This is a genomic window from Geobacillus vulcani PSS1 (assembly GCF_000733845.1).
Lineage (GTDB): Bacteria > Bacillota > Bacilli > Bacillales > Anoxybacillaceae > Geobacillus > Geobacillus vulcani.
Genome location: NZ_JPOI01000001.1, coordinates 677,501 through 700,000, shown reverse-complemented (window position 1 = coordinate 700,000; position 22,500 = coordinate 677,501). Strand labels below are relative to the sequence as shown.

21 protein-coding genes, 2 rRNA genes and 2 riboswitches (1 of these 25 running past the window's edge) are annotated in these 22,500 nt (G+C 52.2%); of the genes, 19 read left to right on the top strand and 4 right to left on the bottom strand.

Annotated elements, in window-relative coordinates; all coding sequences use genetic code 11:
• From N685_RS0103790 to tsaD, 6 genes are all read left to right on the top strand, one after another.
• Positions 1–435 (top strand): 23S ribosomal RNA (locus N685_RS0103790); it begins 2,494 nt to the left of the window's first position.
• Between the two features lie 238 nt (positions 436–673).
• A 5S ribosomal RNA gene (gene rrf, locus N685_RS0103785) occupies positions 674–790 on the top strand.
• A gap of 320 nt (positions 791–1,110) precedes the next feature.
• Positions 1,111–1,569 carry a tRNA (adenosine(37)-N6)-threonylcarbamoyltransferase complex ATPase subunit type 1 TsaE gene (gene tsaE, locus N685_RS0103780; protein WP_031406023.1) on the top strand — a complete coding sequence of 153 codons (459 nt, stop codon included), beginning with the start codon at positions 1,111–1,113 and terminating at the stop codon, positions 1,567–1,569.
• Positions 1,566–2,306: a tRNA (adenosine(37)-N6)-threonylcarbamoyltransferase complex dimerization subunit type 1 TsaB gene (gene tsaB / locus N685_RS0103775; protein WP_031406021.1), complete on the top strand. Its 741-nt coding sequence runs from the start codon at positions 1,566–1,568 to the stop codon at positions 2,304–2,306. The genes tsaE and tsaB overlap by 4 nt, the downstream gene beginning before the upstream one ends.
• Complete coding sequence (gene rimI, locus N685_RS0103770; RefSeq protein ID WP_031406020.1) at positions 2,266–2,718, top strand: ribosomal protein S18-alanine N-acetyltransferase; 453 nt, start codon at positions 2,266–2,268, stop codon at positions 2,716–2,718. The genes tsaB and rimI overlap by 41 nt, the downstream gene beginning before the upstream one ends.
• On the top strand, positions 2,715–3,728 hold the full coding sequence (gene tsaD / locus N685_RS0103765; RefSeq protein ID WP_031406017.1) for a tRNA (adenosine(37)-N6)-threonylcarbamoyltransferase complex transferase subunit TsaD: 1,014 nt from the start codon (positions 2,715–2,717) through the stop codon (positions 3,726–3,728). The genes rimI and tsaD overlap by 4 nt, the downstream gene beginning before the upstream one ends.
• A gap of 335 nt (positions 3,729–4,063) precedes the next feature.
• Here tsaD and abc-f read toward each other — a convergent pair whose 3' ends face one another.
• Positions 4,064–5,989: a ribosomal protection-like ABC-F family protein gene (gene abc-f, locus N685_RS0103760; RefSeq protein ID WP_031406016.1), complete on the bottom strand. Its 1,926-nt coding sequence runs from the start codon at positions 5,987–5,989 to the stop codon at positions 4,064–4,066.
• Positions 5,990–6,086: 97 nt separating this feature from the next.
• Between abc-f and moaC the strand changes: the two genes are divergently transcribed.
• The 4 genes from moaC to tatC are packed head-to-tail and all read left to right on the top strand — an operon-like array spanning position 6,087 to position 8,166.
• Positions 6,087–6,575: a cyclic pyranopterin monophosphate synthase MoaC gene (gene moaC / locus N685_RS0103755; RefSeq protein ID WP_031406014.1), complete on the top strand. Its 489-nt coding sequence runs from the start codon at positions 6,087–6,089 to the stop codon at positions 6,573–6,575.
• Positions 6,576–6,590: 15 nt separating this feature from the next.
• Complete coding sequence (locus N685_RS0103750) at positions 6,591–7,232, top strand: redox-sensing transcriptional repressor Rex (RefSeq protein ID WP_031406012.1); 642 nt, start codon at positions 6,591–6,593, stop codon at positions 7,230–7,232.
• A 17-nt stretch (positions 7,233–7,249) separates the two neighbouring features.
• Positions 7,250–7,402 (top strand): twin-arginine translocase TatA/TatE family subunit, encoded by a 153-nt coding sequence (gene tatA, locus N685_RS0103745; RefSeq protein WP_031406010.1) that lies wholly within the window; start codon positions 7,250–7,252, stop codon positions 7,400–7,402.
• Between the two features lie 20 nt (positions 7,403–7,422).
• Entirely contained in the window at positions 7,423–8,166 is a 744-nt protein-coding gene (gene tatC, locus N685_RS0103740) for a twin-arginine translocase subunit TatC (protein WP_031406009.1), read from the top strand.
• Positions 8,167–8,348: 182 nt separating this feature from the next.
• Here tatC and N685_RS0103735 read toward each other — a convergent pair whose 3' ends face one another.
• Together N685_RS0103735 and N685_RS0103730 are read right to left on the bottom strand one after the other, a co-directional pair.
• Entirely contained in the window at positions 8,349–8,528 is a 180-nt protein-coding gene (locus N685_RS0103735) for a YdiK family protein (protein WP_031406007.1), read from the bottom strand.
• Complete coding sequence (locus N685_RS0103730; RefSeq protein WP_031406004.1) at positions 8,525–9,259, bottom strand: CPBP family intramembrane glutamic endopeptidase; 735 nt, start codon at positions 9,257–9,259, stop codon at positions 8,525–8,527. The genes N685_RS0103735 and N685_RS0103730 overlap by 4 nt, the downstream gene beginning before the upstream one ends.
• A gap of 357 nt (positions 9,260–9,616) precedes the next feature.
• Here N685_RS0103730 and groES point away from each other — a divergent pair, with 357 nt between their 5' ends.
• Positions 9,617–9,901, top strand: coding sequence for a co-chaperone GroES (gene groES / locus N685_RS0103725; RefSeq protein ID WP_013144057.1), 285 nt, complete (start codon positions 9,617–9,619; stop codon positions 9,899–9,901).
• 106 nt (positions 9,902–10,007) lie between these two features.
• Complete coding sequence (gene groL, locus N685_RS0103720) at positions 10,008–11,624, top strand: chaperonin GroEL (protein ID WP_015373798.1); 1,617 nt, start codon at positions 10,008–10,010, stop codon at positions 11,622–11,624.
• 75 nt (positions 11,625–11,699) lie between these two features.
• Here groL and N685_RS0103715 read toward each other — a convergent pair whose 3' ends face one another.
• A complete protein-coding gene (locus N685_RS0103715; RefSeq protein WP_031405999.1) occupies positions 11,700–12,122 on the bottom strand; it encodes a hypothetical protein in 423 nt (140 codons plus the stop codon).
• Positions 12,123–12,241: 119 nt separating this feature from the next.
• On the opposite strand from N685_RS0103715, the gene fumC reads away from it, so the two are divergent.
• The 7 genes from fumC (at position 12,242) to N685_RS0103680 (ending at position 22,243) form a co-directional block, all read left to right on the top strand.
• On the top strand, positions 12,242–13,612 hold the full coding sequence (gene fumC / locus N685_RS0103710; RefSeq protein WP_031405996.1) for a class II fumarate hydratase: 1,371 nt from the start codon (positions 12,242–12,244) through the stop codon (positions 13,610–13,612).
• Between the two features lie 292 nt (positions 13,613–13,904).
• A complete protein-coding gene (locus N685_RS0103705) occupies positions 13,905–14,861 on the top strand; it encodes an AAA family ATPase (protein ID WP_031405994.1) in 957 nt (318 codons plus the stop codon).
• Between the two features lie 5 nt (positions 14,862–14,866).
• Positions 14,867–16,036: a DUF58 domain-containing protein gene (locus N685_RS0103700; RefSeq protein WP_031405992.1), complete on the top strand. Its 1,170-nt coding sequence runs from the start codon at positions 14,867–14,869 to the stop codon at positions 16,034–16,036.
• Complete coding sequence (locus N685_RS0103695) at positions 16,033–18,198, top strand: DUF4129 domain-containing transglutaminase family protein (RefSeq protein ID WP_031405990.1); 2,166 nt, start codon at positions 16,033–16,035, stop codon at positions 18,196–18,198. Before N685_RS0103700 ends, N685_RS0103695 begins: the two co-directional genes overlap by 4 nt.
• 40 nt (positions 18,199–18,238) lie before the next feature.
• Positions 18,239–18,340: riboswitch (purine riboswitch) on the top strand.
• Between the two features lie 61 nt (positions 18,341–18,401).
• Positions 18,402–19,934 carry a glutamine-hydrolyzing GMP synthase gene (gene guaA / locus N685_RS0103690; protein ID WP_031405989.1) on the top strand — a complete coding sequence of 511 codons (1,533 nt, stop codon included), beginning with the start codon at positions 18,402–18,404 and terminating at the stop codon, positions 19,932–19,934.
• Positions 19,935–20,022: 88 nt separating this feature from the next.
• A riboswitch (purine riboswitch) is annotated at positions 20,023–20,124 on the top strand.
• A gap of 103 nt (positions 20,125–20,227) precedes the next feature.
• Positions 20,228–21,553 (top strand): NCS2 family permease, encoded by a 1,326-nt coding sequence (locus tag N685_RS0103685; RefSeq protein WP_031405986.1) that lies wholly within the window; start codon positions 20,228–20,230, stop codon positions 21,551–21,553.
• 147 nt (positions 21,554–21,700) lie between these two features.
• Complete coding sequence (locus N685_RS0103680) at positions 21,701–22,243, top strand: GNAT family N-acetyltransferase (protein ID WP_031405985.1); 543 nt, start codon at positions 21,701–21,703, stop codon at positions 22,241–22,243.
• Positions 22,244–22,500: the final 257 nt, after the last annotated feature.

Genomic DNA, 22,500 nt, shown 5'->3' with positions numbered 1-22,500 from the left:
CCAAGAGTCCACATCGACGGGGAGGTTTGGCACCTCGATGTCGGCTCATCGCATCCTGGGGCTGAAGTCGGTCCCAAGGGTTGGGCTGTTCGCCCATTAAAGCGGTACGCGAGCTGGGTTCAGAACGTCGTGAGACAGTTCGGTCCCTATCCGTCGCGGGCGCAGGAAATTTGAGAGGAGCTGTCCTTAGTACGAGAGGACCGGGATGGACGCACCGCTGGTGTACCAGTTGTCCCGCCAGGGGCACCGCTGGGTAGCTATGTGCGGACGGGATAAGCGCTGAAAGCATCTAAGCGTGAAGCCCCCCTCAAGATGAGATTTCCCACCGCCAAAAGCGGGTAAGATCCCTCGAAGATGACGAGGTCGATAGGTCCGAGGTGGAAGCGTGGCGACACGTGGAGCTGACGGATACTAATCGATCGAGGGCTTAACCTAGAAAAGTGGAAGCGCCGCGTTTCGCTCTCGAAGCCAAATGTTCTTCACCCGCAGGGGCGCTCGCGCCCCGAGGGGGAAGGTTATTTGGCAGAAGAGAGCTAGGCGCTGGAACTGGACAATAGAAAAGCGCAGGCGAGCGGCTTCTTCCGACGGTTATCTAGTTTTGAAGGAATGAACTTCCTTCTTGACATTGTTTATTTTTCGAGTATAATAAATGATGTCATAATCCAAATGCTTGCCTAGTGGCTATGGCGGAGGGGAAACACCCGTTCCCATCCCGAACACGGAAGTTAAGCCCTCCAGCGCCGATGGTAGTTGGGGCCAGCGCCCCTGCAAGAGTAGGTCGCTGCTAGGCAGCTTCATTCACCAGGGAGTTTCGACACGCCTCATTCCCTTTTTTCTTTTTTGGGGCGATTTTAAGCAATTTATGTGCAGGACGGTCTGACGGCAAGCCAAAAAGGCTATGCGGGATCGTCCTTTTCATTTTTTGGAAGCTGTTTTCACCTTGGAAGTGGCGGCGGGGTGCTCAGATGTGATACAATTTCAACGAAAAATAAGCAGCAACGATTCCCCCCTCGCCTCTAAGCATCAGCGTAGCTGGGGAGGAATTGCCCCTTTTATTTTCTTACACGAAAAACGATCTATTTTATCAAACTTAGGATAAGGTGGAACGCAATGAAGCAAGTTGAACTTGTAGTGCATTCCCCCGAGGAAACGAAGGCAGTGGCTCGCCGACTTGCGGAACAGCTTGAGCCAGGGATGGTCATCGCTTTAGAGGGTGACCTCGGGTCGGGAAAGACGACGTTTACAAAGGGGCTGGCCGAAGGGCTGGGGGTGAGGAGAACAGTCAACAGCCCAACGTTTACCATTGTCAAGCAATATGAAGGGCGGTTGCCGCTTTATCATATGGACGTATATCGGCTCGAAGATGAATGGGAAGATCTCGGGTTCGAGGAATATTTTGATGGCGATGGTGTTACGGTTATTGAATGGGCGCATTTGATCGCCGGCCAGTTGCCTGAGGAACGGCTGACCGTTTCCTTGTTTCATCGAGGCGGCGATGAGCGGTTGCTTCGCTTTGAGCCGTCGGGGAAGCGTTATGAACAGTTGTGCAAGGAGATTTTTCCGTCATGAAAGTATTGGGAATTGATACATCGAATATGCCGCTTGGCATTGCCTTGGTAGATGGCGATATCGTGAAAGGGGAATACATCACCAATGTGAAAAAAGACCATTCAACCCGGGCGATGCCGGCCATCGAGTTGTTGCTTCGACGATGTGACGTTGCTCCGAAAGATCTCGATTTAATCGTTGTAGCGAAAGGGCCAGGGTCTTATACTGGGGTGCGGATTGGTGTGACGATTGCGAAAACGCTTGCCTGGTCACTTGGTATTCCGATCGCTGGGGTGTCAAGCCTTGAAGTGCTCGCAGCCAACGCCCGCTATTTCCCTGGGGTCATTGTTCCACTGTTTGATGCGCGGCGTGGACATATTTACACTGGGCTTTACCGCTATGAAGGGGGTGTGCTCCGCTGCCTTGAGGAGGACCAGATTGTGGCGGCTGATGATTGGGCGCGTCGGCTGAGCGAGCGGGAAGAGGATGTGTTGTTCATTGGTGCGGATGCACCGTTATATAGTGATTTGTTTCGAAGTCATTTAGGTGAACGGGCTCACGTGGCTCCTCCGTCTTTGGCGTTGCCGCGTCCGAGTGAGTTGGTGATGCTAGGCAAACAAAAAGAGCGCGAGAACGCCCATGTGTTTGTGCCTAACTACCTCCGCCTTGCGGAGGCGGAGGCGAAATGGCTCGCGAAACAAAAAGGGGAACAGAACGATGGGGGTCAATGTTCAATTTCGGCCAATGACCATTCATGACATTGATGAAGTCGTGCAAGTTGAGCAGGCATCGTTTACTGCGCCTTGGAGCCGTGAATCGTTTTACAACGAGCTCATGTACAACCGCTATGCCAAATATATCGTCATGGTGTACAACGGGCGGATCATCGGGTATGGTGGGATGTGGCTTGTCATCGATGAGGCGCATGTGACGAATGTAGCCGTATTGCCGCAGTTTCGAGGGCAAAAGCTTGGTGAGGCGCTCATGCGACGCTTGATGGACATGGCCAGGCAGCACGGGGCGGTGACGATGACGCTTGAGGTGCGCGTGTCCAATCATGTTGCCCAGTCGCTGTACCGAAAGCTTGGGTTTCACAACGGAGGCATTCGCAAACGGTATTATCCGGATAACTTTGAAGATGCGTTAGTCATGTGGGTGAAGCTGAGATGAATGAAGATGTATATGTATTAGGCATTGAAACGAGCTGCGATGAAACGGCGGCAGCCGTCGTGAAAAACGGAAGAGAGATTTTATCGAATGTAGTGGCGTCACAAATGGAAAGCCACCGGCGGTTTGGCGGCGTCGTGCCGGAAGTTGCTTCTCGCCATCATGTGGAGCAAATTACGCTCGTTATTGAGGAAGCGATGGAGCGGGCTGGTGTATCGTTTGCGGACCTTGATGCGGTGGCGGTGACGGCCGGGCCGGGGCTTGTCGGGGCGCTCCTTGTCGGGGTGAACGCGGCGAAAGCGTTGGCGTTTGCCCATGGACTGCCGCTGATTGGAGTGCATCATATCGCCGGTCATATTTATGCCAATCAATTAGTGGCCGACATGAAGTTCCCGCTGTTGGCGCTCGTCGTTTCCGGTGGCCATACGGAACTAGTGTACATGGAGAAGCATGGGGATTTTGCGGTGATTGGCGAAACGCGCGATGACGCTGCCGGTGAGGCGTATGACAAGGTGGCGCGGGCTTTAGGCCTTCCGTACCCAGGAGGACCGCACATCGATCGGCTGGCCCATGAGGGCGAGCCAGTGATGGATTTGCCGCGAGCGTGGCTTGAGGAAGGTTCGTATGATTTCAGCTTCAGCGGCTTAAAATCGGCAGTGCTCAACGCGCTTCACAACGCAAAACAGCGCGGCGAGGAGATCGATCCGAGACAGATGGCCGCAAGCTTTCAGGCCAGCGTCGTGGATGTGCTGGTGACGAAGACGATACAGGCCGCTAAAGAATATCGCGTACGGCAAGTGTTGCTTGCCGGCGGAGTGGCGGCCAACCGCGGGCTGCGGAACGCACTGCAAGATAGAATGAAAGAGCTCCCCGATGTGGAGCTTCTCATCCCACCGTTATCGTTATGCACCGATAATGCGGCGATGATTGCCGCTGCGGGAACAGTGTTATACCAACAAGGAAAGCGGGCTGATTTGACGCTCAACGCCAATCCAAGCTTACCGCTTGTCTAGGCAGTTGAGCTGAAACGAGAAAGGCGCTGAAGGGCGATCCGTTTGCGACAGACAAACGGGCCGTCCTTTTTGTTTTAGCGTTACAATTTTGAGTGAAAAAAGTTTGTGTATATTTTTATCCACAAACCTGTGGACAATGTGGAAAAAGCGGTAAAACACTATCGGCATAAGAAAAACAATACACAGCGATTTTTGTGTAAAAGGAAGATGTTGTTTGTGGATAGTGTGGAAAAGTTGGTGAATAACTTATATTCCATGGTGGGAATTGTGGATTCTTTTGTGGATAATGTGACTAACTAAAGAACAACCCGCCGAAACCAGAGGCGGGTTGCTGGTTATAGTGAAGTATAAAGCTGTTCCCATTCGGCCAATAACGTTTCGATTCGCTGCTTCCGCTTTTCGTTTTCTTGGGTCAATCGTTGTATCGCTTCATAGTCGCCGTAAACGGATGGATCACAAAGTTGCTGCTCGATCTCAGCAATTTGTGCTTCCAGCGTTGTAATCTCGGCTTCGATTTCATCTAAGCGGCGTTGGCGTTGGCGCCGCCGTTTTTTCTCCTCTTTTTCTTGCTCGTACGTCGTTTTGGCCGAATCACTTGCCGTTTCTGCCGGGCGGACATTCAGGAGAGCCAGTTCGCGCATTTCTTCTTTTTTGGCGATGTAGTAATCATAGTCGCCTAAGTATTCAGTTAGGCCTCCGTTGGAAAGTTCAAACACCTTTGTTGCGATTCGGTTGATGAAATAGCGGTCATGGGAAACGAACAAAATCGTTCCCGGGTAGTCGATGAGCGCTTGCTCGAGCACTTCTTTGCTGTCGAGGTCGAGATGGTTGGTCGGTTCGTCCAAAAGAAGGACATTTGCTTTTTGCAGCATCAGCTTGGCGAGCGCTAGGCGTGCTTTCTCCCCGCCGCTTAAAGCGGAGACCGGTTTTAAGACGTCATCACCAGAAAATAAGAAGTTGCCGAGCACACTGCGAATTTCTTTTTCCGTCTTCTCGGGGTAGGCGTCCCACAGCTCGTCAAGCACCCGTTTGTTCGATGACAAATCAGCTTGGTCTTGATCGTAATAGCCGATTTGGACGTTTGCGCCGTAGCGGAGCTCCCCCGCTTGGATAGGGAGTTTTCGGGCGATCGCCTTCAACAACGTCGACTTGCCGATGCCATTCGGCCCGACTAGGGCGACGCTTTCGCCGCGCGTAATGCGGAAGCTGATTTGGCGAATGATGGGGGCACCTTCCCCATAGCCAACGGCTATGTTTTCAGCGGTGAGCACTTCATAGCCGCTCGGCCGATTGATCGAGAACGAAAAGGAGGCTGATTTTTCATCGCTGACAGGCCGTTCGAGCCGTTCTATTTTTTCCAGTTGCTTTCGCCGGCTTTGTGCCCGCTTGGCTGTTGAGGCACGGGCGATGTTGCGTTGGATGAAGTCTTGGAGTCGGGCGATTTCTTCCTGCTGTCTTTCGTACCGTTTTAACTCTTGTTCGTATTGCTCGGCCCGCAACTCCAAATAGCGGCTGTAGTTGCCGGCATAGTGTTTGAGCGTGGCATTGGACAGTTCGTATACGTCGGTGACGATTTTGTCTAAAAAGTAGCGGTCGTGGGAAACAACCAGGACGGCACCAGGATAGGCTTGCAAGTACTGCTCCAGCCAGGTGAGCGTCTCAAGATCCAAATGATTCGTCGGCTCGTCCAAAATCAATAAATCCGGCTTGGACAACAGCAATTTCCCAAGGGCAAGACGCGTCCGCTGTCCGCCGCTTAACGACGAGATCGGCGTTGTTTTATAATCATATGAGGAAAACTGCAGCCCGTGCAAAACAGAGCGAATGTCAGCTTCGTATTGGTAGCCGCCTTGTTCTTTATATTGTTCTTGCAGTTCGTCATACATTTTCAGTGTTTTTTCATAGCGAGCTGAATCGGCGAGTACGTCCGGGTCGCCGAGTTGCATGCTGAGCTCGGCAAGCTGTCTTTCGAGTCCTAGGAGCGGGGTGAATACCTCAAGCATTTCGTCCCAAATGGAACGCGGCGAGTTGAGCCCACTGTTTTGCGCCAAATAGCCGATTTTGATATGGTTTGGTTTGAGGATTTTGCCGCTGTCGAAAGGAAGTTTGCCGGCGATGATTTTCAACAATGTCGATTTCCCTGCTCCGTTGCGGCCGACAAGGGCAATTCGGTCACGGGACTGTATTTCTAGTTTTATATTCGATAAAATAAGGTCAGCACCGAAATATTTTGTGAGTCCGTGCACTTGCAAAATGATCATGTCATTTCACCTCGCGAATAGTTTAACGTAAGTCGCGAAAACGGTCAAAGACGAATGATGAAAAATCGTGTATAGTGTATAAATGGAGGAGATGGTATTGTCATCGTTCACTCATTTCAATGAACAAGGGCGCGCAAAAATGGTTGATATTACGCACAAAGAAGATACTGTGCGAGTGGCTGTGGCGCAAACGAGCGTGACTGTCAGCCGGGAAATTTACGAAAAAATGACGAGCAATGCAATCGAGAAAGGGGATGTACTTGCCGTCGCTCAAGTGGCGGGGGTGATGGCGGCAAAGAAGACCGCCGATCTTATTCCAATGTGTCACCCGCTTATGTTAAAGGGTGTGGACATTGCTTTTGCTTGGGAAAACGATGGGGAAGAGCATAAACTCGTCATCACTGCAACGGTGAAAACGAAAGGGAGCACAGGAGTGGAAATGGAAGCGCTGACGGCTGCTTCGGTTTGTGCACTGACGGTGTACGATATGTGCAAGGCGTTTGATAAAGGAATGGTCATCGGTCCGACGTATTTGGTCGAAAAAACGGGCGGGAAGTCCGGCCATTACCGACGGAAAACCGATTAGCTAGGGGATGAGACCATGAGCAATGAACAACCAAAAATTCCGCAGGCAACCGCCAAACGGCTGCCGCTTTACTACCGGTTTTTGAAAAACTTGCATGCTTCTGGGAAACAGCGCGTCTCCTCTGCCGAGCTTAGCGAGGCAGTGAAGGTCGATCCAGCGACGATACGCCGCGATTTTTCCTATTTTGGCGCCCTTGGCAAGAAAGGGTATGGATATAATGTCAATTATTTGTTGTCGTTTTTCCGCCGGACGCTTGAAGAGGATGAGGTGACCGAAGTCGCCTTGTTCGGCGTCGGCAATTTAGGCACGGCCTTTTTAAACTATAATTTTTCGAAAAACAACAATACAAAAATCGTGATGGCCTTTGATGTTGATGAGCGGAAAGTAGGGACGACAGTCGGCGGGGTGCCGGTCTACCATCTCGATGAGCTGGAGAAGCGGCTTCATGAAAACATCCCAGTGGCCATTTTAACGGTGCCCGCCGCCGCGGCCCAAGCGCTGACCGATCGCCTTGTCGCGCAAGGAATTAAAGGCATTTTAAACTTTACTCCGGCGCGGTTGAACGTGCCGAATCATATTCGCGTCCATCATATCGATTTAGCCATTGAGCTGCAGTCGCTCGTCTATTTTTTGAAAAACTATCCATCGCCATCGTAAAAAGGAGAGAACAACACATGAAATATTTATTGCTCGTTCTTGTTATTTTGTTGCTGTTTGGCACGAAAAAGCTGCCGGAATTAGGGCGGTCGTTCGGCCAATCGCTTCGCGAGTTTAAAGATGCCACAAAAGGGCTTGCTGATGACGAAGAAACGAAAACTGACCGATGACAAGACAGGATGGGGAAACAATGAATGACAAAGAAATGTCGGTGTATGAGCATCTGGGCGAACTGCGGAAACGGCTCATCATCGTTCTTGTCTTTTTTGCTGTGGCGCTTGTCGCTAGTTTCTTTTTTGTTGATGACGTCATTTTGTATTTGCAACGAACGGCTGAGGCGAAGCATTTGACCATGAACGCCTTTCGTCTTACCGATCCGATTAAAGTGTATTTTCAGTTTGCTTTTGTCATCGCCGCCGTGTTGACCTCTCCGGTGTCGCTGTATCAAATTTGGGCGTTTGTCAGCCCTGGACTTTACGAAAAAGAGCGGAGAGTGACACTGAGCTATATCCCGGCGTCGATCGTTCTTTTTTTAGCAGGCGTCAGCTTCGCTTATTTCGTTTTGTTTCCGTTTGTCGTTCGATTTATGAGCCAGCTGGCTGACCAACTAGGAGTTCAGCAAATGATCGGCATTAATGAATATTTTCAGTTCTTGCTTCAGCTTGTGCTGCCGTTTGGCATCGTGTTTCAGCTTCCGATTGTTGTGCTGTTTTTCACCCGCTTAGGGCTTATTACGCCACAGCTTCTTGTTCGCATCCGCAGGCATGCGTATTTGGCGCTCCTTATTTTGGCGGCGATCATTACGCCGCCGGATGTGTTATCGCAGATAATCGTCATGATCCCGCTCGCCATTTTGTATGAAGGAAGCATTTGGGTGGCGCGCATCGGCTATCGGAAAGCGCAACGAGCAGCCGAGCAGGAAGGCAATGGGTGAGGCGGGACGAAAAAACATTGAGAGGAAAGCAAGGCCGGACCAAATGAAGGGGCTGTCTCAAAAGCCGCAAAACAAGGCTTTGAGGTTGGCCTCTTGTTTTTTTTCGTTTCCATTTTCACGATATGACCGCCGTCATGAGATTGATGTTCTGGCCCCCTCCCATGCGAATCACGGGAAGGGGATCAGTGTTTTGAGGCGAAAAGAAGGCGAAGGGCGGTGCCGAAATCAAAGGCAGCGAGCGCCGCCAAAGCGATGGTGGAGACGTTCCAAATCGTTTCATGAGCACTTTCAATGGCCAAATACGTAAACAGCGAGCCTAAGATGAAATACGGCAGCGAAAACAGCCGAGGGTGTCGCATCATAGCCAAACCCTCCAAACGGCGAGCGGCAGCTCGGACTGTTGCATCATTTTCTCAATCTCGTCAGCCAACAGCGTCTGCAAGGCGACGACCAACGTATTCATGGCCACATGGGCGAAAATCGGTACGAAAATGCGTCCGGTTTTTGCGTATAAAAACGCGAAGACCATCCCCATGGATGTATACAGAAGCAAATGTTCCGGCTCCATATGGACAATGGCAAACAAAAGCGAACTGACAAGCGCAGCGAGCCAAAAGTTGTATTTTTCATAAAGCGAGCCGAAAATGATTTTGCGGAAAATGATCTCTTCTAAAATCGGCCCAATAATGGACGTGACGACAACCAACAGCGGCGTCAGGCGGATGATATCGATGATTTGCCTTGTATTTTCCGACCCTGGTTTGATGCCGAGCAGGCGCCATTCGATGTTGGCGGCGATGCTTTGCGCCGTGAGCGCCAAAAAGACGCCCAAGACGGCCCACGCCCACGAGGAAGCGAGCGGCAGCCGCCGCATCATTCGTTCGTCGCGGTCACCGCGAAGGAGCCATAGGATAATGACAAAAGCGAGCAGGAAACTGATGATCGCCCAATACCCAGAAGCCAGTTTGGCGGCTTCGAGGCGGCTTTCTGCTCCTTGGCCGACGCCGAGGGCGCGAAGAAACGGCACGCCGACAAAGGCTGACAGTTGCATGACGATATACGTGATGATGACGTACCAATGGTTGCGTTTCAAATCCTCTACCCCTTTTATTTCAAATTATATCCGTATTGTAGCACATATATGGCGAAAATAGTAAGAAAACTGCGTTCTTGCGTCCCACCTCACCGCCGTAAAAAATTAACCGGAGCCGTTTATCAGTTCGGGGAATGTGAAATAATGAAAACGAGCTCCGCGCGGATAGGGAGTAGAGGCAAAACAGCCGGCTCCTTTTGCTCTTTCTTCTTTAGGAGAGAAAAACAGTTATTTTTTTTTTGCATTTCCTACTTGCAAAACCGAAAGAAGTTCATTAATATTATAAGTGTGTTAGCACTCAATAATGATGAGTGCTAATAAGAACGGCGAAAACTATCGTTAAGGAGGTTGTTCCCCGTGTTGAAGCCATTAGGCGATCGTATTGTCATTGAAGTCGTGGAAACAGAAGAAAAAACGGCTAGCGGCATCGTATTGCCGGATACGGCGAAAGAAAAACCGCAAGAAGGCCGCGTTGTTGCTGTCGGTGCAGGCCGCGTGCTCGATAACGGCCAACGCATCGCGCCGGAAGTCGAAGTCGGCGACCGCATCATCTTCTCGAAATATGCCGGCACAGAAGTGAAATACGACGGCAAAGAATACTTGATCTTGCGCGAAAGCGATATTTTAGCTGTCATCCGCTAATATATATGTGTTCATGACATAAACATTCCGAAAACATACGGGGTACTTAATCGAATACTTAACTTGTGGCACGCAGTCCAACAATTTCATAAGGAGGTAACGGGGTATGGCAAAACAAATCAAGTTCAGCGAAGAAGCGCGCCGTGCGATGTTGCGCGGGGTGGACAAACTCGCAGACGCAGTGAAAGTCACGTTAGGTCCGAAAGGCCGCAACGTCGTATTGGAGAAAAAATTTGGATCGCCGCTCATCACGAATGACGGGGTAACGATCGCGAAAGAAATCGAACTCGAAGACCCGTTTGAAAATATGGGCGCGAAACTGGTCGCTGAAGTCGCCAGCAAAACGAACGACATCGCTGGGGACGGTACAACAACCGCTACGGTATTGGCTCAAGCGATGATCCGCGAAGGGCTGAAAAACGTGGCTGCTGGTGCGAACCCGATGGGCATCCGCCGCGGGATTGAAAAAGCGGTTGCTGTTGCCGTTGAAGAATTAAAAGCCATCTCCAAACCGATCAAAGGAAAAGAATCGATCGCCCAAGTGGCTGCGATTTCGGCTGCTGACGAAGAAGTCGGCCAATTGATCGCTGAAGCGATGGAACGCGTTGGCAACGACGGTGTCATCACGCTTGAAGAATCGAAAGGCTTCACGACGGAACTCGACGTTGTCGAAGGGATGCAATTCGACCGCGGTTACGTTTCGCCGTACATGATTACAGATACGGAAAAAATGGAAGCTGTTCTCGAAAATCCGTACATCTTGATTACGGACAAAAAAGTATCGAGCATCCAAGAGTTGCTGCCGGTTCTTGAACAAGTGGTCCAACAAGGCCGTCCGCTCTTGATCATCGCGGAAGATGTCGAAGGCGAAGCGCTCGCGACGCTTGTTGTCAACAAACTGCGCGGCACGTTCAATGCCGTTGCCGTCAAAGCGCCTGGCTTCGGCGATCGCCGCAAAGCGATGCTCGAAGATATTGCGATTTTGACGGGCGGCGAAGTCATTTCGGAAGAGCTTGGCCGCGAACTGAAATCGACAACGATCGCTTCGCTTGGCCGTGCGTCGAAAGTGGTCGTAACGAAAGAAACGACGACGATTGTCGAAGGCGCTGGCGATTCGGAGCGCATCAAAGCACGCATCAACCAAATCCGTGCGCAGCTTGAAGAAACAACGTCCGAATTCGACCGCGAAAAACTGCAAGAACGCTTGGCGAAATTGGCTGGCGGTGTAGCGGTCATCAAAGTTGGTGCGGCAACCGAAACAGAATTGAAAGAACGCAAACTGCGCATCGAAGACGCGCTCAACTCGACTCGTGCGGCTGTTGAAGAAGGCATTGTCGCCGGCGGTGGTACGGCATTGATGAACATCTACAACAAAGTCGCGGCTATCGAGGCGGAAGGCGATGAAGCAACCGGCGTGAAAATCGTATTGCGCGCGATCGAAGAACCGGTTCGTCAAATCGCGCAAAACGCTGGTCTGGAAGGCTCGATCATCGTTGAGCGTCTGAAAAACGAAAAACCGGGCATCGGCTTCAACGCCGCAACGGGTGAATGGGTCGACATGATCGAAGCTGGTATCGTGGACCCGACGAAAGTCACTCGCTCGGCGCTGCAAAACGCTGCTTCTGTCGCTGCCATGGTCTTGACGACCGAAGCGGTTGTCGCCGACAAACCGGAAGAAAACAAAGGCAACAACAACATGCCGGACATGGGCGGCATGATGTAATCAGCGCCTCCCATCCGTTGGAACACTGGGGTTTTCCCCGGTGTTCTTTTTGTTTTGACGATGAAAATGACCACGCTATGGAATGCGGATCAAGCACGCATAAATCGCCTCCCCCTCTTTCCAAGCAGCGCGAATGACGTAGATGTACGAACCTGGTTGTTTGGGCAGCGTGATCGTTCCATTTTGCACCGGTTTCCAGTCGGCATCCTCGCCGTTCCATACGCCGGCTTCGAGCATGAATGGGCGGTAGTCAAACTGGATGCGAAGTTTTGCACCCGAAGCGACGGGATGAGGCTTGAGTTCTCTGACGAGCAGCGGTGGGGCGGCGGCATCGGCAACAACTCCGCGCCGGCCTGTCGACCACGTATAAGTCCCGAGCCGGTGGTCGACCGTTTCACCGTTGACGGTCAACGTTAATGCAGGCGGCTTGATATCACCGAATGAACAGCCGGAAAGCCATAGAAGCAAACTAAGAAGCGGGGCCCATCGTTTCTTCATTGTCGAACCATTCCCCCTTTTTGAATATAGACGTCTTTTTAGCCGCTTCGTTGCGTTGATCCGCCTGAAAATGGGAATAAAAATGTAATGGGGATGTCGATGCAAAGGAGGATAACGCAATGAACGAACGAATCGAACGCGACTCGCTCGGCGAAGTGCGAGTGCCGGCCGATAAATACTGGGGAGCGCAGACGGAACGGAGCCGGCAAAACTTCCGGATCGGCAAGGAAACAATGCCGCTGGAACTCATTTATGCCTATGCCGAGCTGAAAAAAGCCGCGGCCATCGTCAACGAGCAAGCCGGGAAGCTGAGTGAAGCGAAAAGACAGGCGATTGTGACCGCGTGCGATGAAATTTTGGCCGGCCGGTGGGATGCGCATTTTCCGCTTGTCGTTTGGCAGACGGGAAGCGGGACGCAGACGAATATGAACGTCAATGAAGTGGTGGCGAGACGGGCCAACGAGCTGCTCCGTGACGGCGAGGGACGCATTCACCCGAACGATGATGTGAATATGTCACAAAGCTCCAATGATACGTTTCCAACGGTCATGCATATGGCGGTGTATGTGAAAATTCACAAGCATTTGCTGCCGGCGCTGGATGGATTGATCGGCACGTTCGCAGCGAAGGAGCGGCAATATGCGAAGACGATCAAAATCGGACGCACCCACTTGCAAGATGCGACGCCGCTCACATTCGGACAAGAGATTTCCGGGTGGCGGACGATGCTGGAGAAAAGCAAAATGATGATCAGCGAAGCGGCCGACAAGCTGCTCGATTTGGCGATCGGCGGCACGGCGGTCGGCACGGGGATCAATGCGCCGCCAGCGTTTGGCGAACAAGTCGCCAAACAGCTGCACGCCCAAACCGGCTACCCGTTCCGCTCTGCTGCCAACAAATTTCACGCGCTGACCAGCCATGACGAGATCGTTTACGTTCACGGGGCGTTGAAGGCGCTCGCCGCCGATCTGATGAAAATCGCTAACGATATTCGTTGGCTGGCGAGCGGACCGCGCTCTGGGCTCGGGGAGATCACGATTCCAGCCAATGAACCTGGGAGCTCCATCATGCCGGGCAAAGTGAATCCGACGCAAAGCGAAGCGATGACGATGGTGGCCGTGCAAGTGTTTGGCAATGATGCGGCAATTGGTTTTGCGGCAAGCCAAGGCAATTTTCAATTAAACGTGTTCAAACCGGTCATCGCCTATAACGCCATTCAGTCCGTGCAGCTGCTTGGCGATGCTATTCGCTCATTTGATGAGCGATGCGCCCAAGGGTTGGAGGCGAACGAAACGAAAATGAAAGAGTACGTGGACCGCTCGCTGATGCTCGTGACAGCGTTAAGCCCGCATATCGGCTATGACAAAGCCGCAGAAATCGCCAAGCTTGCGCACCGCGAAGGATTGACGCTGAAAGAAGCGGCCTTGAAAACCGGGTATGTGACAGCCGAGCAGTACGAAGAATGGGTAAGGCCGGAGAAGATGATTTAGTAGCTCAAAACGCCGGGAGCAAACAGGCGGCCAAAAAACGGGGCTGAGCCAAAAGGTCGTCTGTCTTTCAAGATAAACACAACATATGACACGATCAGTCAGTGCATATATATAGCGGTGGAAGAGGGTGTTCCGGTCTTTCGGGACACCCTCGTTTTCCTGTTTTTCTCCTCCCCCTCTGTTGCAAATTGATTCCAAAAGTTCCGTATATTCGATATTATATTAATAGTATAAACTACATATTGTCTACCGCTAAAAGTCCCATTCATCACCATAAAAGGAGCTTGATGTCATGACGATGAACGAACCGTTGCTTCCCTCCATCGAACAAGTTGTTCGCAATGTGGAACAAGTCATTGTTGGAAAACGGCAGGTGATTGTGCTCAGTTTAACAGCGCTGTTGGCCAAGGGGCACGTATTGCTTGAAGACGTGCCCGGCGTCGGCAAAACGATGCTCGTGCGCGCGTTGGCGAAATCATTTCAAGCTGAGTTGAAACGGATTCAATTTACGCCGGATTTGTTGCCGAGCGATGTGATTGGTGTTTCTGTCTATAACCCAAAAGAGCGGCAGTTTGAGTACAAACCCGGGCCGATCGTCGCCCATATCGTGCTCGCTGATGAGATCAACCGGACGTCGCCGAAAACGCAGTCAGCGCTTCTTGAGGCCATGGAAGAAGGAAGCGTGACGGTCGACGGCATCACGCGGGCGCTTCCACAGCCGTTTTTTGTCATGGCGACGCAAAACCCGATTGAATACGAAGGAACGTACCCGCTTCCGGAAGCGCAGTTGGACCGGTTCTTGCTGAAGCTGCAAATGGGCTATCCGTCTCCTGATGAGGAAATCGAGATGTTAAATCGGCTGGAAAAAATGAAGCCGTTGGAAGAAATCGGACCGGTGATGACGCTCGACGAATTGCGGGCTTTGCAGCAGAAGGTAGCCGATGTGCATGTCAGCGATACGGTGAAGCGATACATCGTCGAGCTGGTCCGGCAAAGCCGGGCGCATGAAGCCGTGTATTTAGGCGTCAGTCCGCGCGGTTCGGTCGCCTTGATGAAAGCGGCGCAGGCATACGCGCTCATTCATGGCCGCGATTTTGTCATCCCTGATGACGTGCAGCAACTCGCTCCTTATGTACTCGCCCATCGTCTGCTCGTTCGTCCGGAAGCGAAATGGGACAAGCTTGATGGCAAAACGATCCTTTCCGAGCTGATGGCCCGCACGCCGGTGCCGGTGCAAGGACGGCGGTGAACAGGATGAAGCGAACGGGGAGGAGAATGTGGCGGCCCTTGTTGGGCGTAGTGATCTTAACCGCGGTTTTGTTTTCCTACGCCATGTTTCAAGGGGGCTTTGTCAGCTGGTTTTTGTTTTACAGCTTTTTACCGTTTGGGTTGCATGCGTTGACGGTGGCTCTGTACCCGCTCCGGCGCGCGGCGGTGAGCCGGGCGGTGCCGGCGCGGCGCTATTATGCGGGAGAAGCGATCCCGGTTGCCGTTCGAGTTGAGCTGCCGTGGCCGTTTCCCATGGCCGCGATAGCGGTCGGCGAGGAAAGAGAGGGGCAAGGTGGGGGTGCCGTCGTTTCTTGGATGTTTCGGCGCCGTCTCTCTTGCCAATGGACGCTTGTTTTGCCCCGCGGACGTCATCAGTTGGAAACGGTGCGGCTGGAAGTGAGCGATGTGTTTGGTTGGGGGAAGCGGGTGGAATCGTTCTCGGCTCCGTGCACGGTCATCGTATATCCCCGCTATGTGGAGTGGCCGGCGAACATGGTGCGTGAGTGGTTTTCCCATGGAAACGCGGCCCGGACGTTTGTGTATCACCGCGACCTAGCGGCGGCGGTCGGGGCTCGCGAATACGCGCCGGGCGATAAAATGTCCTGGGTGCACTGGAAGGCGTCAGCGCGCAAGAACGAGTTGATGACAAAAGAATTTGATGAGCAGCGCAACGATGATTGGTTCGTTGTCTTGGATGGCGGCCCATCACCTTGGTTCGAAGAGCTGGTCACGCTGGCTGCTTCTGTAGCGAAAGCGTTGTTGGATGCGGGAGCCCCGGTTGGGCTGCTTGTGGCCGGGAAAGAGCGCTCGTCCTTAGCGCCGCGGCGCCATGGGGAACAGTGGCAGTCGCTGCTTCTCCGCCTGGCGGAAGTGAAGGCGGCCCGCGAAGGGGGAATGGAGCCACTGCTTGTTGACGAAACGAATTGGAAAACGGCGGCAGGATGCATTCTGGTGACGTCTGCCTTGTCTTCCGCGCTGGTGCTGCTGTTGCGCGCGCTGGCGATGAAGCGCCGCGTCATTTTATATGTTGTGACGGGCGAACGGAGAGAGGAACAAAGGCATTGGGAAGAAGAGCTTCGCCGCAGCGGTGTGCATGTCTCCGTCATTGCCCCTGACATGTTGCAGACTGTCCGGCAAGGAGGGGAGCTTCGATGAAGAAGGGGGCAGCTCGGTTTTTCTCTTCTTTTTTGCCCAACTTGTTTGCGGCTTGGCTGCTCACCGAATGGCTTTGGCCGTTGGACGATGTGACGGATACGGGGCATATCGGTTTGTTTGTCTCGTTTGTCTTCCTTTGCTTTGCCGGCTATTGGGTTCGCCTCCCGGCGTGGCTTGCTGTTCTTGGGAAGGGTGTTTATATCGGATGGGCGCTCTCCCGTTTATCTTCGTCTCACTCCATCGCCGCTTTGCCTTCGGCGCTTTGGCGGGATTGCCTCAACTGGCTGTGGGGCGATCGGTCTTCCATGCCGAGCGATGCCGTGCGCACGTTTGTCTTTTTTCTTCTGCTATGGCTCGCTTCGGCCGCTTTTCATTGGCTCATCGGGAAACGGCATCAGTGGTTGATTCCGTATGCGTTGACCGTTGCGTATATTGCCGTCCTTGATACGTTTTTCCCATATAACGGCGATCAGGCGATCGTTCGCCTTGTCGGGCTCGGTTTTTTTGCTTTTGTGTGGCTGCATGGCGAACGGATGCGGGCAAACGGCGCTTTATTTTCTATCGGAAGGTGGCGAACAGCCGCCCTGTTCGTTCCGGCGTTGGCTCTGGCGGCAGGATATGCAGGCCCCAAACTCCCGCCGCAATGGCCGGATCCGGTGGCGTTTATCCGCAGCGTTCATGCCGTGCCGGAGCCGGGCGATGATGAGCCGGCTTCTTCCGCTGTGGCCAAAGTCGGATATGGACAAAATGATTCCCGCCTTGGCGGACCGTTCCTTGCTGATGATACGATCGTATTCACAGCGAAAGATCGAGGTCTTCATTATTGGCGCGTCGAGACGAAAGACGTTTACACCGGCAAGGGGTGGGAGGAGTTTCAGAGCGAACAAGTTTACTCGTTTGCCAATGGAGAGACGATCAAACATGAATGGTGGAGCCCGCGAGTCGAAACGGTGGAGCAAACCGCAGAAATCCGCCTTCATCAAGGAGGATTTCATCTCGTTTACCCGCTTGGTTTGCGGCAAGTGAGGGCGGCCAATCCGGTCGTTTATCGCATGAAGTTGGCGACAGAGAAAATTGAGACGACCGACGACCAAGCCAACGCGGTTCCTATTAAACAGTATGTTGTCACGTATGGGGAGCCGGACTTTCCGATTGCTGCCCTGCGCGCCGCTCCTCCGGTCCAAGACCGGTCTTTGTTGAAACGATATACGCAGCTGCCGAAAACCTTGCCGCAGCGGGTCCGCGACTTGGCCAAACAAATTACAGCCGGAGAAAAAACAGCCTATGATCAAGTCAAAGCCATCGAACAATACTTTCAGCAGAGCGGATATGTGTATGAGACGAAAGATGTGGCCGTGCCGGGGGAAAACCAAGATTATGTCGACCAATTTTTGTTTGAAACGAAACAAGGGTATTGCGACAACTTTTCCACTTCGATGGCGGTCCTCGTTCGCACGCTCGGCATCCCCGCCCGCTGGGTGAAAGGCTATGTATCGGGGCGGTTGGTTGGGGAGCAAAATGGCGATTCTCTTTACGAAGTGCGCAACAATGACGCTCATTCGTGGGTGGAAGTGTATTTTGAAGGCGTCGGTTGGGTGCCGTTTGAGCCGACGCGGGGGTTTGCCAATCCCTACGCGTTTTCTCTCGATCCTTCCGAGGAGGATGACTCTGCGGCGCCTGAGCAGCAACCGGAAGAGCAGGATCGAACGAACCTCCCACAGCCGCCGTCGGAGATGCCCTCTGCCGCGAAACAAGACGGCCATTGGTGGGAGCGGCTCGTCGACTTCTGGTCATGGAAGACGGTGTTGGCGGCGGCGGCCGCGCTGGTGGCAGCGGCTTGCGTGATCTATGCGACAAGGCGGAAATGGTGGCCGCGCCTGACGCTTCTTCGTTTTCGGCGCCGAAAAGCGGACGGGGGCGACTGGCTGATTTCAGCGTATGCGGCGCTTTTACGCCATTTGCACGATTACGGGTTGAAGCGGTGGCCGCAGGAAACGCTTCGCCAGTATGCGAATGAGGTCGATCGTTTGTTCGAAACGGATGAAATGAACCGGTTGACAAGGCTATATGAATGTGTGGTGTACGGAACCGGGCTTCCGGACACAGACGTTCGCGAAGCTGTTCAATTGTGGGAAAATTTAATAAAAAGGACGATCTCTTGACCGCATGCCGGCAAGTTGATAGAATGAATTCAAATTTGCATACGGACAGACGAAAGCCCTTCATATAAGCGCAGGAATACGGCTTGCGCGTCTCTACCGGGCCGCCGTAAACGGCCCGACTATGAAGGCAGAAGACGCTGCTATTCTGCCTTCATCCATGTTTTGGGCAATGGCAGCGTTATTTTTTTGATGGGGTGGAGAACATGAATCAAGAAATGATCGTCGTCTTGGATTTCGGGAGTCAATACAACCAGCTGATCACTCGCCGCATCCGGGAGCTCGGCGTTTACAGTGAATTGCATCCGCACACGATCCGCGCTGAGGACATCCGGGCGCTGAACGCCAAAGGGATCATTTTTTCCGGCGGGCCGAACAGCGTGTATGATGAGCAAGCGTTTCGGTGCGATCCGGCGATTTTTGAGCTTGGCTTGCCGATTTTAGGAATTTGTTACGGGATGCAGCTGATGGCCCATCATTTGGGAGGAAAAGTGGAAAAAGCGGCGCACCGTGAATACGGCAAAGCGCTCATCCAAGTGAAAAACGATTCTTTGCTTTTTCATGAGTTGCCGGACGAGCAAGTCGTTTGGATGAGCCACGGTGATTTGGTGACCGCTCCGCCTAGTGGCTTTGTTGTCGATGCGACGAGCCCTTCGTGCCCGATCGCCGCGATGAGTGACGAACGGCGAAAATGGTATGGCGTGCAATTCCACCCAGAAGTGCGCCACTCGGTATACGGCAATGATTTATTGAAGAACTTTGTCTTTGAGGTATGTGGCTGCCGGGGCGATTGGACGATGGAAAACTTTATTGATGAGCAGGTGCGCCGCATTCGCGAACAAGTCGGCGGGAAAAAAGTGTTGTGCGCCTTAAGCGGCGGGGTCGATTCATCGGTCGCCGCGGTGTTGGTGCATCGGGCTGTTGGCGACCAACTGACTTGTATTTTCGTCGACCATGGCCTTTTGCGCAAAGGGGAAGCGGAAAGCGTCATGAAGACGTTCCGTGAGCAGTTTCAGATGAACGTCATTAAAGTGGATGCAAAGGAGCGCTTCTTGGCGAAGCTTAAAGGGGTCTCTGACCCGGAACAAAAGCGGAAAATCATCGGCAATGAATTTATTTATGTGTTTGACGATGAAGCGGCTAAGCTTGAGGGCATTGAATTTTTAGTGCAAGGCACGCTTTATACAGACATTATTGAAAGCGGCACAGCGACGGCGCAAACGATCAAATCGCACCATAACGTCGGCGGCTTGCCGGAAGATATGAAATTCGAACTGATCGAGCCGCTCAATACGCTGTTTAAAGACGAAGTGCGCGCACTGGGCACTCAATTGGGAATCCCGGACGAGATCGTCTGGCGTCAGCCGTTCCCAGGACCGGGGCTCGGCATCCGTGTGCTCGGTGAAGTGACGGAAGAAAAATTGGAAATCGTCCGTGAATCGGATGCCATTTTGCGGGAAGAAGTAAAAAAAGCCGGACTGGACCGCGAAATCTGGCAGTACTTTACGGTTCTCCCTGACATCCGCAGCGTCGGAGTGATGGGGGATGCCCGCACGTACGATTATACGGTGGCCATCCGCGCGGTGACCTCGATCGACGGGATGACCGCCGATTGGGCGCGCATTCCGTGGGATGTGCTCGAGCGCATTTCAACGCGCATCGTGAACGAAGTGCCGCACGTCAACCGCGTCGTCTACGACATTACAAGCAAGCCTCCGGCAACGATCGAGTGGGAATAAAAACGAACAAAAGACGGACATTTCCAAAGGAATGTTCGTCTTTTTTCTTGACAGCTGCTTTTTAGGCTGATAAAATAGCTGTGGAATCATGAATATTGTCGAATTCCGTCGTATAATCCCGGGAATATGGCTCGGGAGTTTCTACCAAGCTACCGTAAATAGCTTGACTACGAGGGATGCGAGATAGGAGAGCGCTTGTTTTGTCCTCTCTCTGTTCGTCATTCCTTCCTAGTCAACGCTTCTGGTAGCAGCCGAAGCGTTTTTTCATTTTTTATAGGCAGGAGGGGACAGAGTTGAGAAAATACTTTCAATTCGATGAGCTCGGCACGAACTATCGGACAGAGATCATCGCCGGGCTGACGACATTTTTGTCGATGGCGTACATTTTGTTCGTCAACCCGTTTACGTTGTCGCTTGGCGCGGTGAAAGATTTTCCGGATGAACTGCGGATTGACCAAGGGGCGGTATTTGTCGCCACCGCTTTGGCCGCGGCGTACGGATCGATTTTGATGGGGGTGTTGGCTCGCTATCCCATCGCTTTGGCGCCGGGGATGGGATTGAATGCCTTTTTCGCCTTCACCGTTGTCCTGCATATGGGGATCCCTTGGCAAACGGCGCTTGCGGGGGTTTTCGTTTCGGGAGTCATTTTTACGATTTTAACGCTGACGGGCATCCGGGAGAAAATTATTGATGCCATTCCGGTTGAGTTGAAATATGCCGTCGGTGCCGGAATCGGGCTGTTCATCACGTTCATCGGCCTGCAAAACGCTGGAATTATTGTCGATAACAAAGCGACGCTCGTCGGATTAAGTTCGTTGAAAGATGGCAATACACTGTTGGCCATTTTTGGATTGTTCATCACCATTGTTTTGATGGTAAGAAAAGTAAATGGCGGCGTCTTTTACGGCATGGTCATTACCGCGATTGTCGGCATGATTTTCGGTTTGATTAAAGTGCCGCATCAAATTGTCGGCGCTATTCCGGACATTTCACCAACCTTCGGTGTAGCGATCAAACATTTGCCGGACATTTTCTCGTGGAAAATGCTCGGTGTTGTCTTAACGTTCTTTATTGTCGACTTTTTCGATGCGACTGGCACGCTCTTGGCGGTCGCCAACCAAGCCGGGTTGTTGAAAAACAATAAACTGCCGCGCGCCGGCAAAGCGCTGCTCGTTGACGCGACAGCCGTCATGGTCGGAGCGGTGTTTGGCACATCGACGACGACGTCGTACATCGAATCGTCGGCCGGCGTCGCTGCCGGAGGGCGCTCCGGGTTTTCGGCGGTCGTGACAGGGATTTTGTTCCTGCTTGCTTTGTTCTTCTCGCCGCTGTTAAGCGTCATTACCGCGCCGGTTACGGCGCCAGCGCTCATCATCGTCGGTGTATTAATGGCCTCGTCGATCGGCGAAATCGATTGGAAGAAGTTTGAGGTGGCTGTGCCGGCGTTCTTCACGCTCATCACGATGCCGCTTTCCTACAGCATCGCCACCGGCATCGCCGTTGGCTTCATTTTCTATCCGATCACGATGATTTTGAAAGGCCGCGGCAAAGAAGTGCATCCATTATTGTATGTGCTGTTTGTCATTTTTATCTGTTATTTCATCTTCTTGCGCGAATAGGAAAAAGAGAAAAGGACTGTTCCTAGGATGAGTTTGATCATCTTGGGAACAGTCTTTTTTTGTATCTTATGCATAAATTTTTTTCGCATGAGGGGTCGGATGATCTCAATATGGTATAATGGTCAAAAAGTTGGAGGGGAGTCATTGATGTTTATCCGTTACGTGGAGAAAGATGTGTGGTTAAAGTTGTTGACGATGGAAGACGCGAAGCCGCTTTTTGCATTGGTTGATTCGTGCCGCGCGCACCTCCGTCAATGGCTTCCTTGGGTTGATTCCACCAAGACGGTGGAGGATTCGAAGGCGTTCATTTCTCAAGGACTGCAAAAGTTTGCCTCGAGCAATGGATTTGAGGCAGGGATTTTTTATCAAGGACAATTAGCCGGTGTAATTGGTGTCCATTACATCGACCGGGCCAACAGAAAGGCGAGTATCGGCTATTGGCTTGGTGAGTCGTTTCAAGGAAAAGGATTGATGACGAAAGCATGCAAAGCTTGCATTGACGATTTGTTCACTGAGCAGGAAGTGAATCGAGTTGAAATCCGCTGCGCGGTAGGAAATCAGCGGAGCAGGGCAATCCCGGAACGGCTAGGTTTTGTGATGGAAGGAACGATTCGTGATGCAGAGTGGCTTTACGACCACTTTGTCGATCATGTTGTGTACGGAATGTTGGCGAGAGAGTGGAAGAGATAAAAAATGGTGTTGATTGGAAAGAAAAAAACTTTACCCTCTGCCCGAACTTCATCTCCCGTTTCTAAACGAAGTGAAAGTGGGAGATGAAGTTCGGTGAGGCGTAGCCTAAACTTGTCTCTCTTTTTGTAGCACGATATAATCCGTCTAAGATAAAAGAAAGGCTGATAGATCAATGAAATGAGACAGGAATAATCATTCGGTATTCGCATGATCTGATCATCTTGTTTTCGTTGTAAAGTAGCGGAGAAAAGTGATTC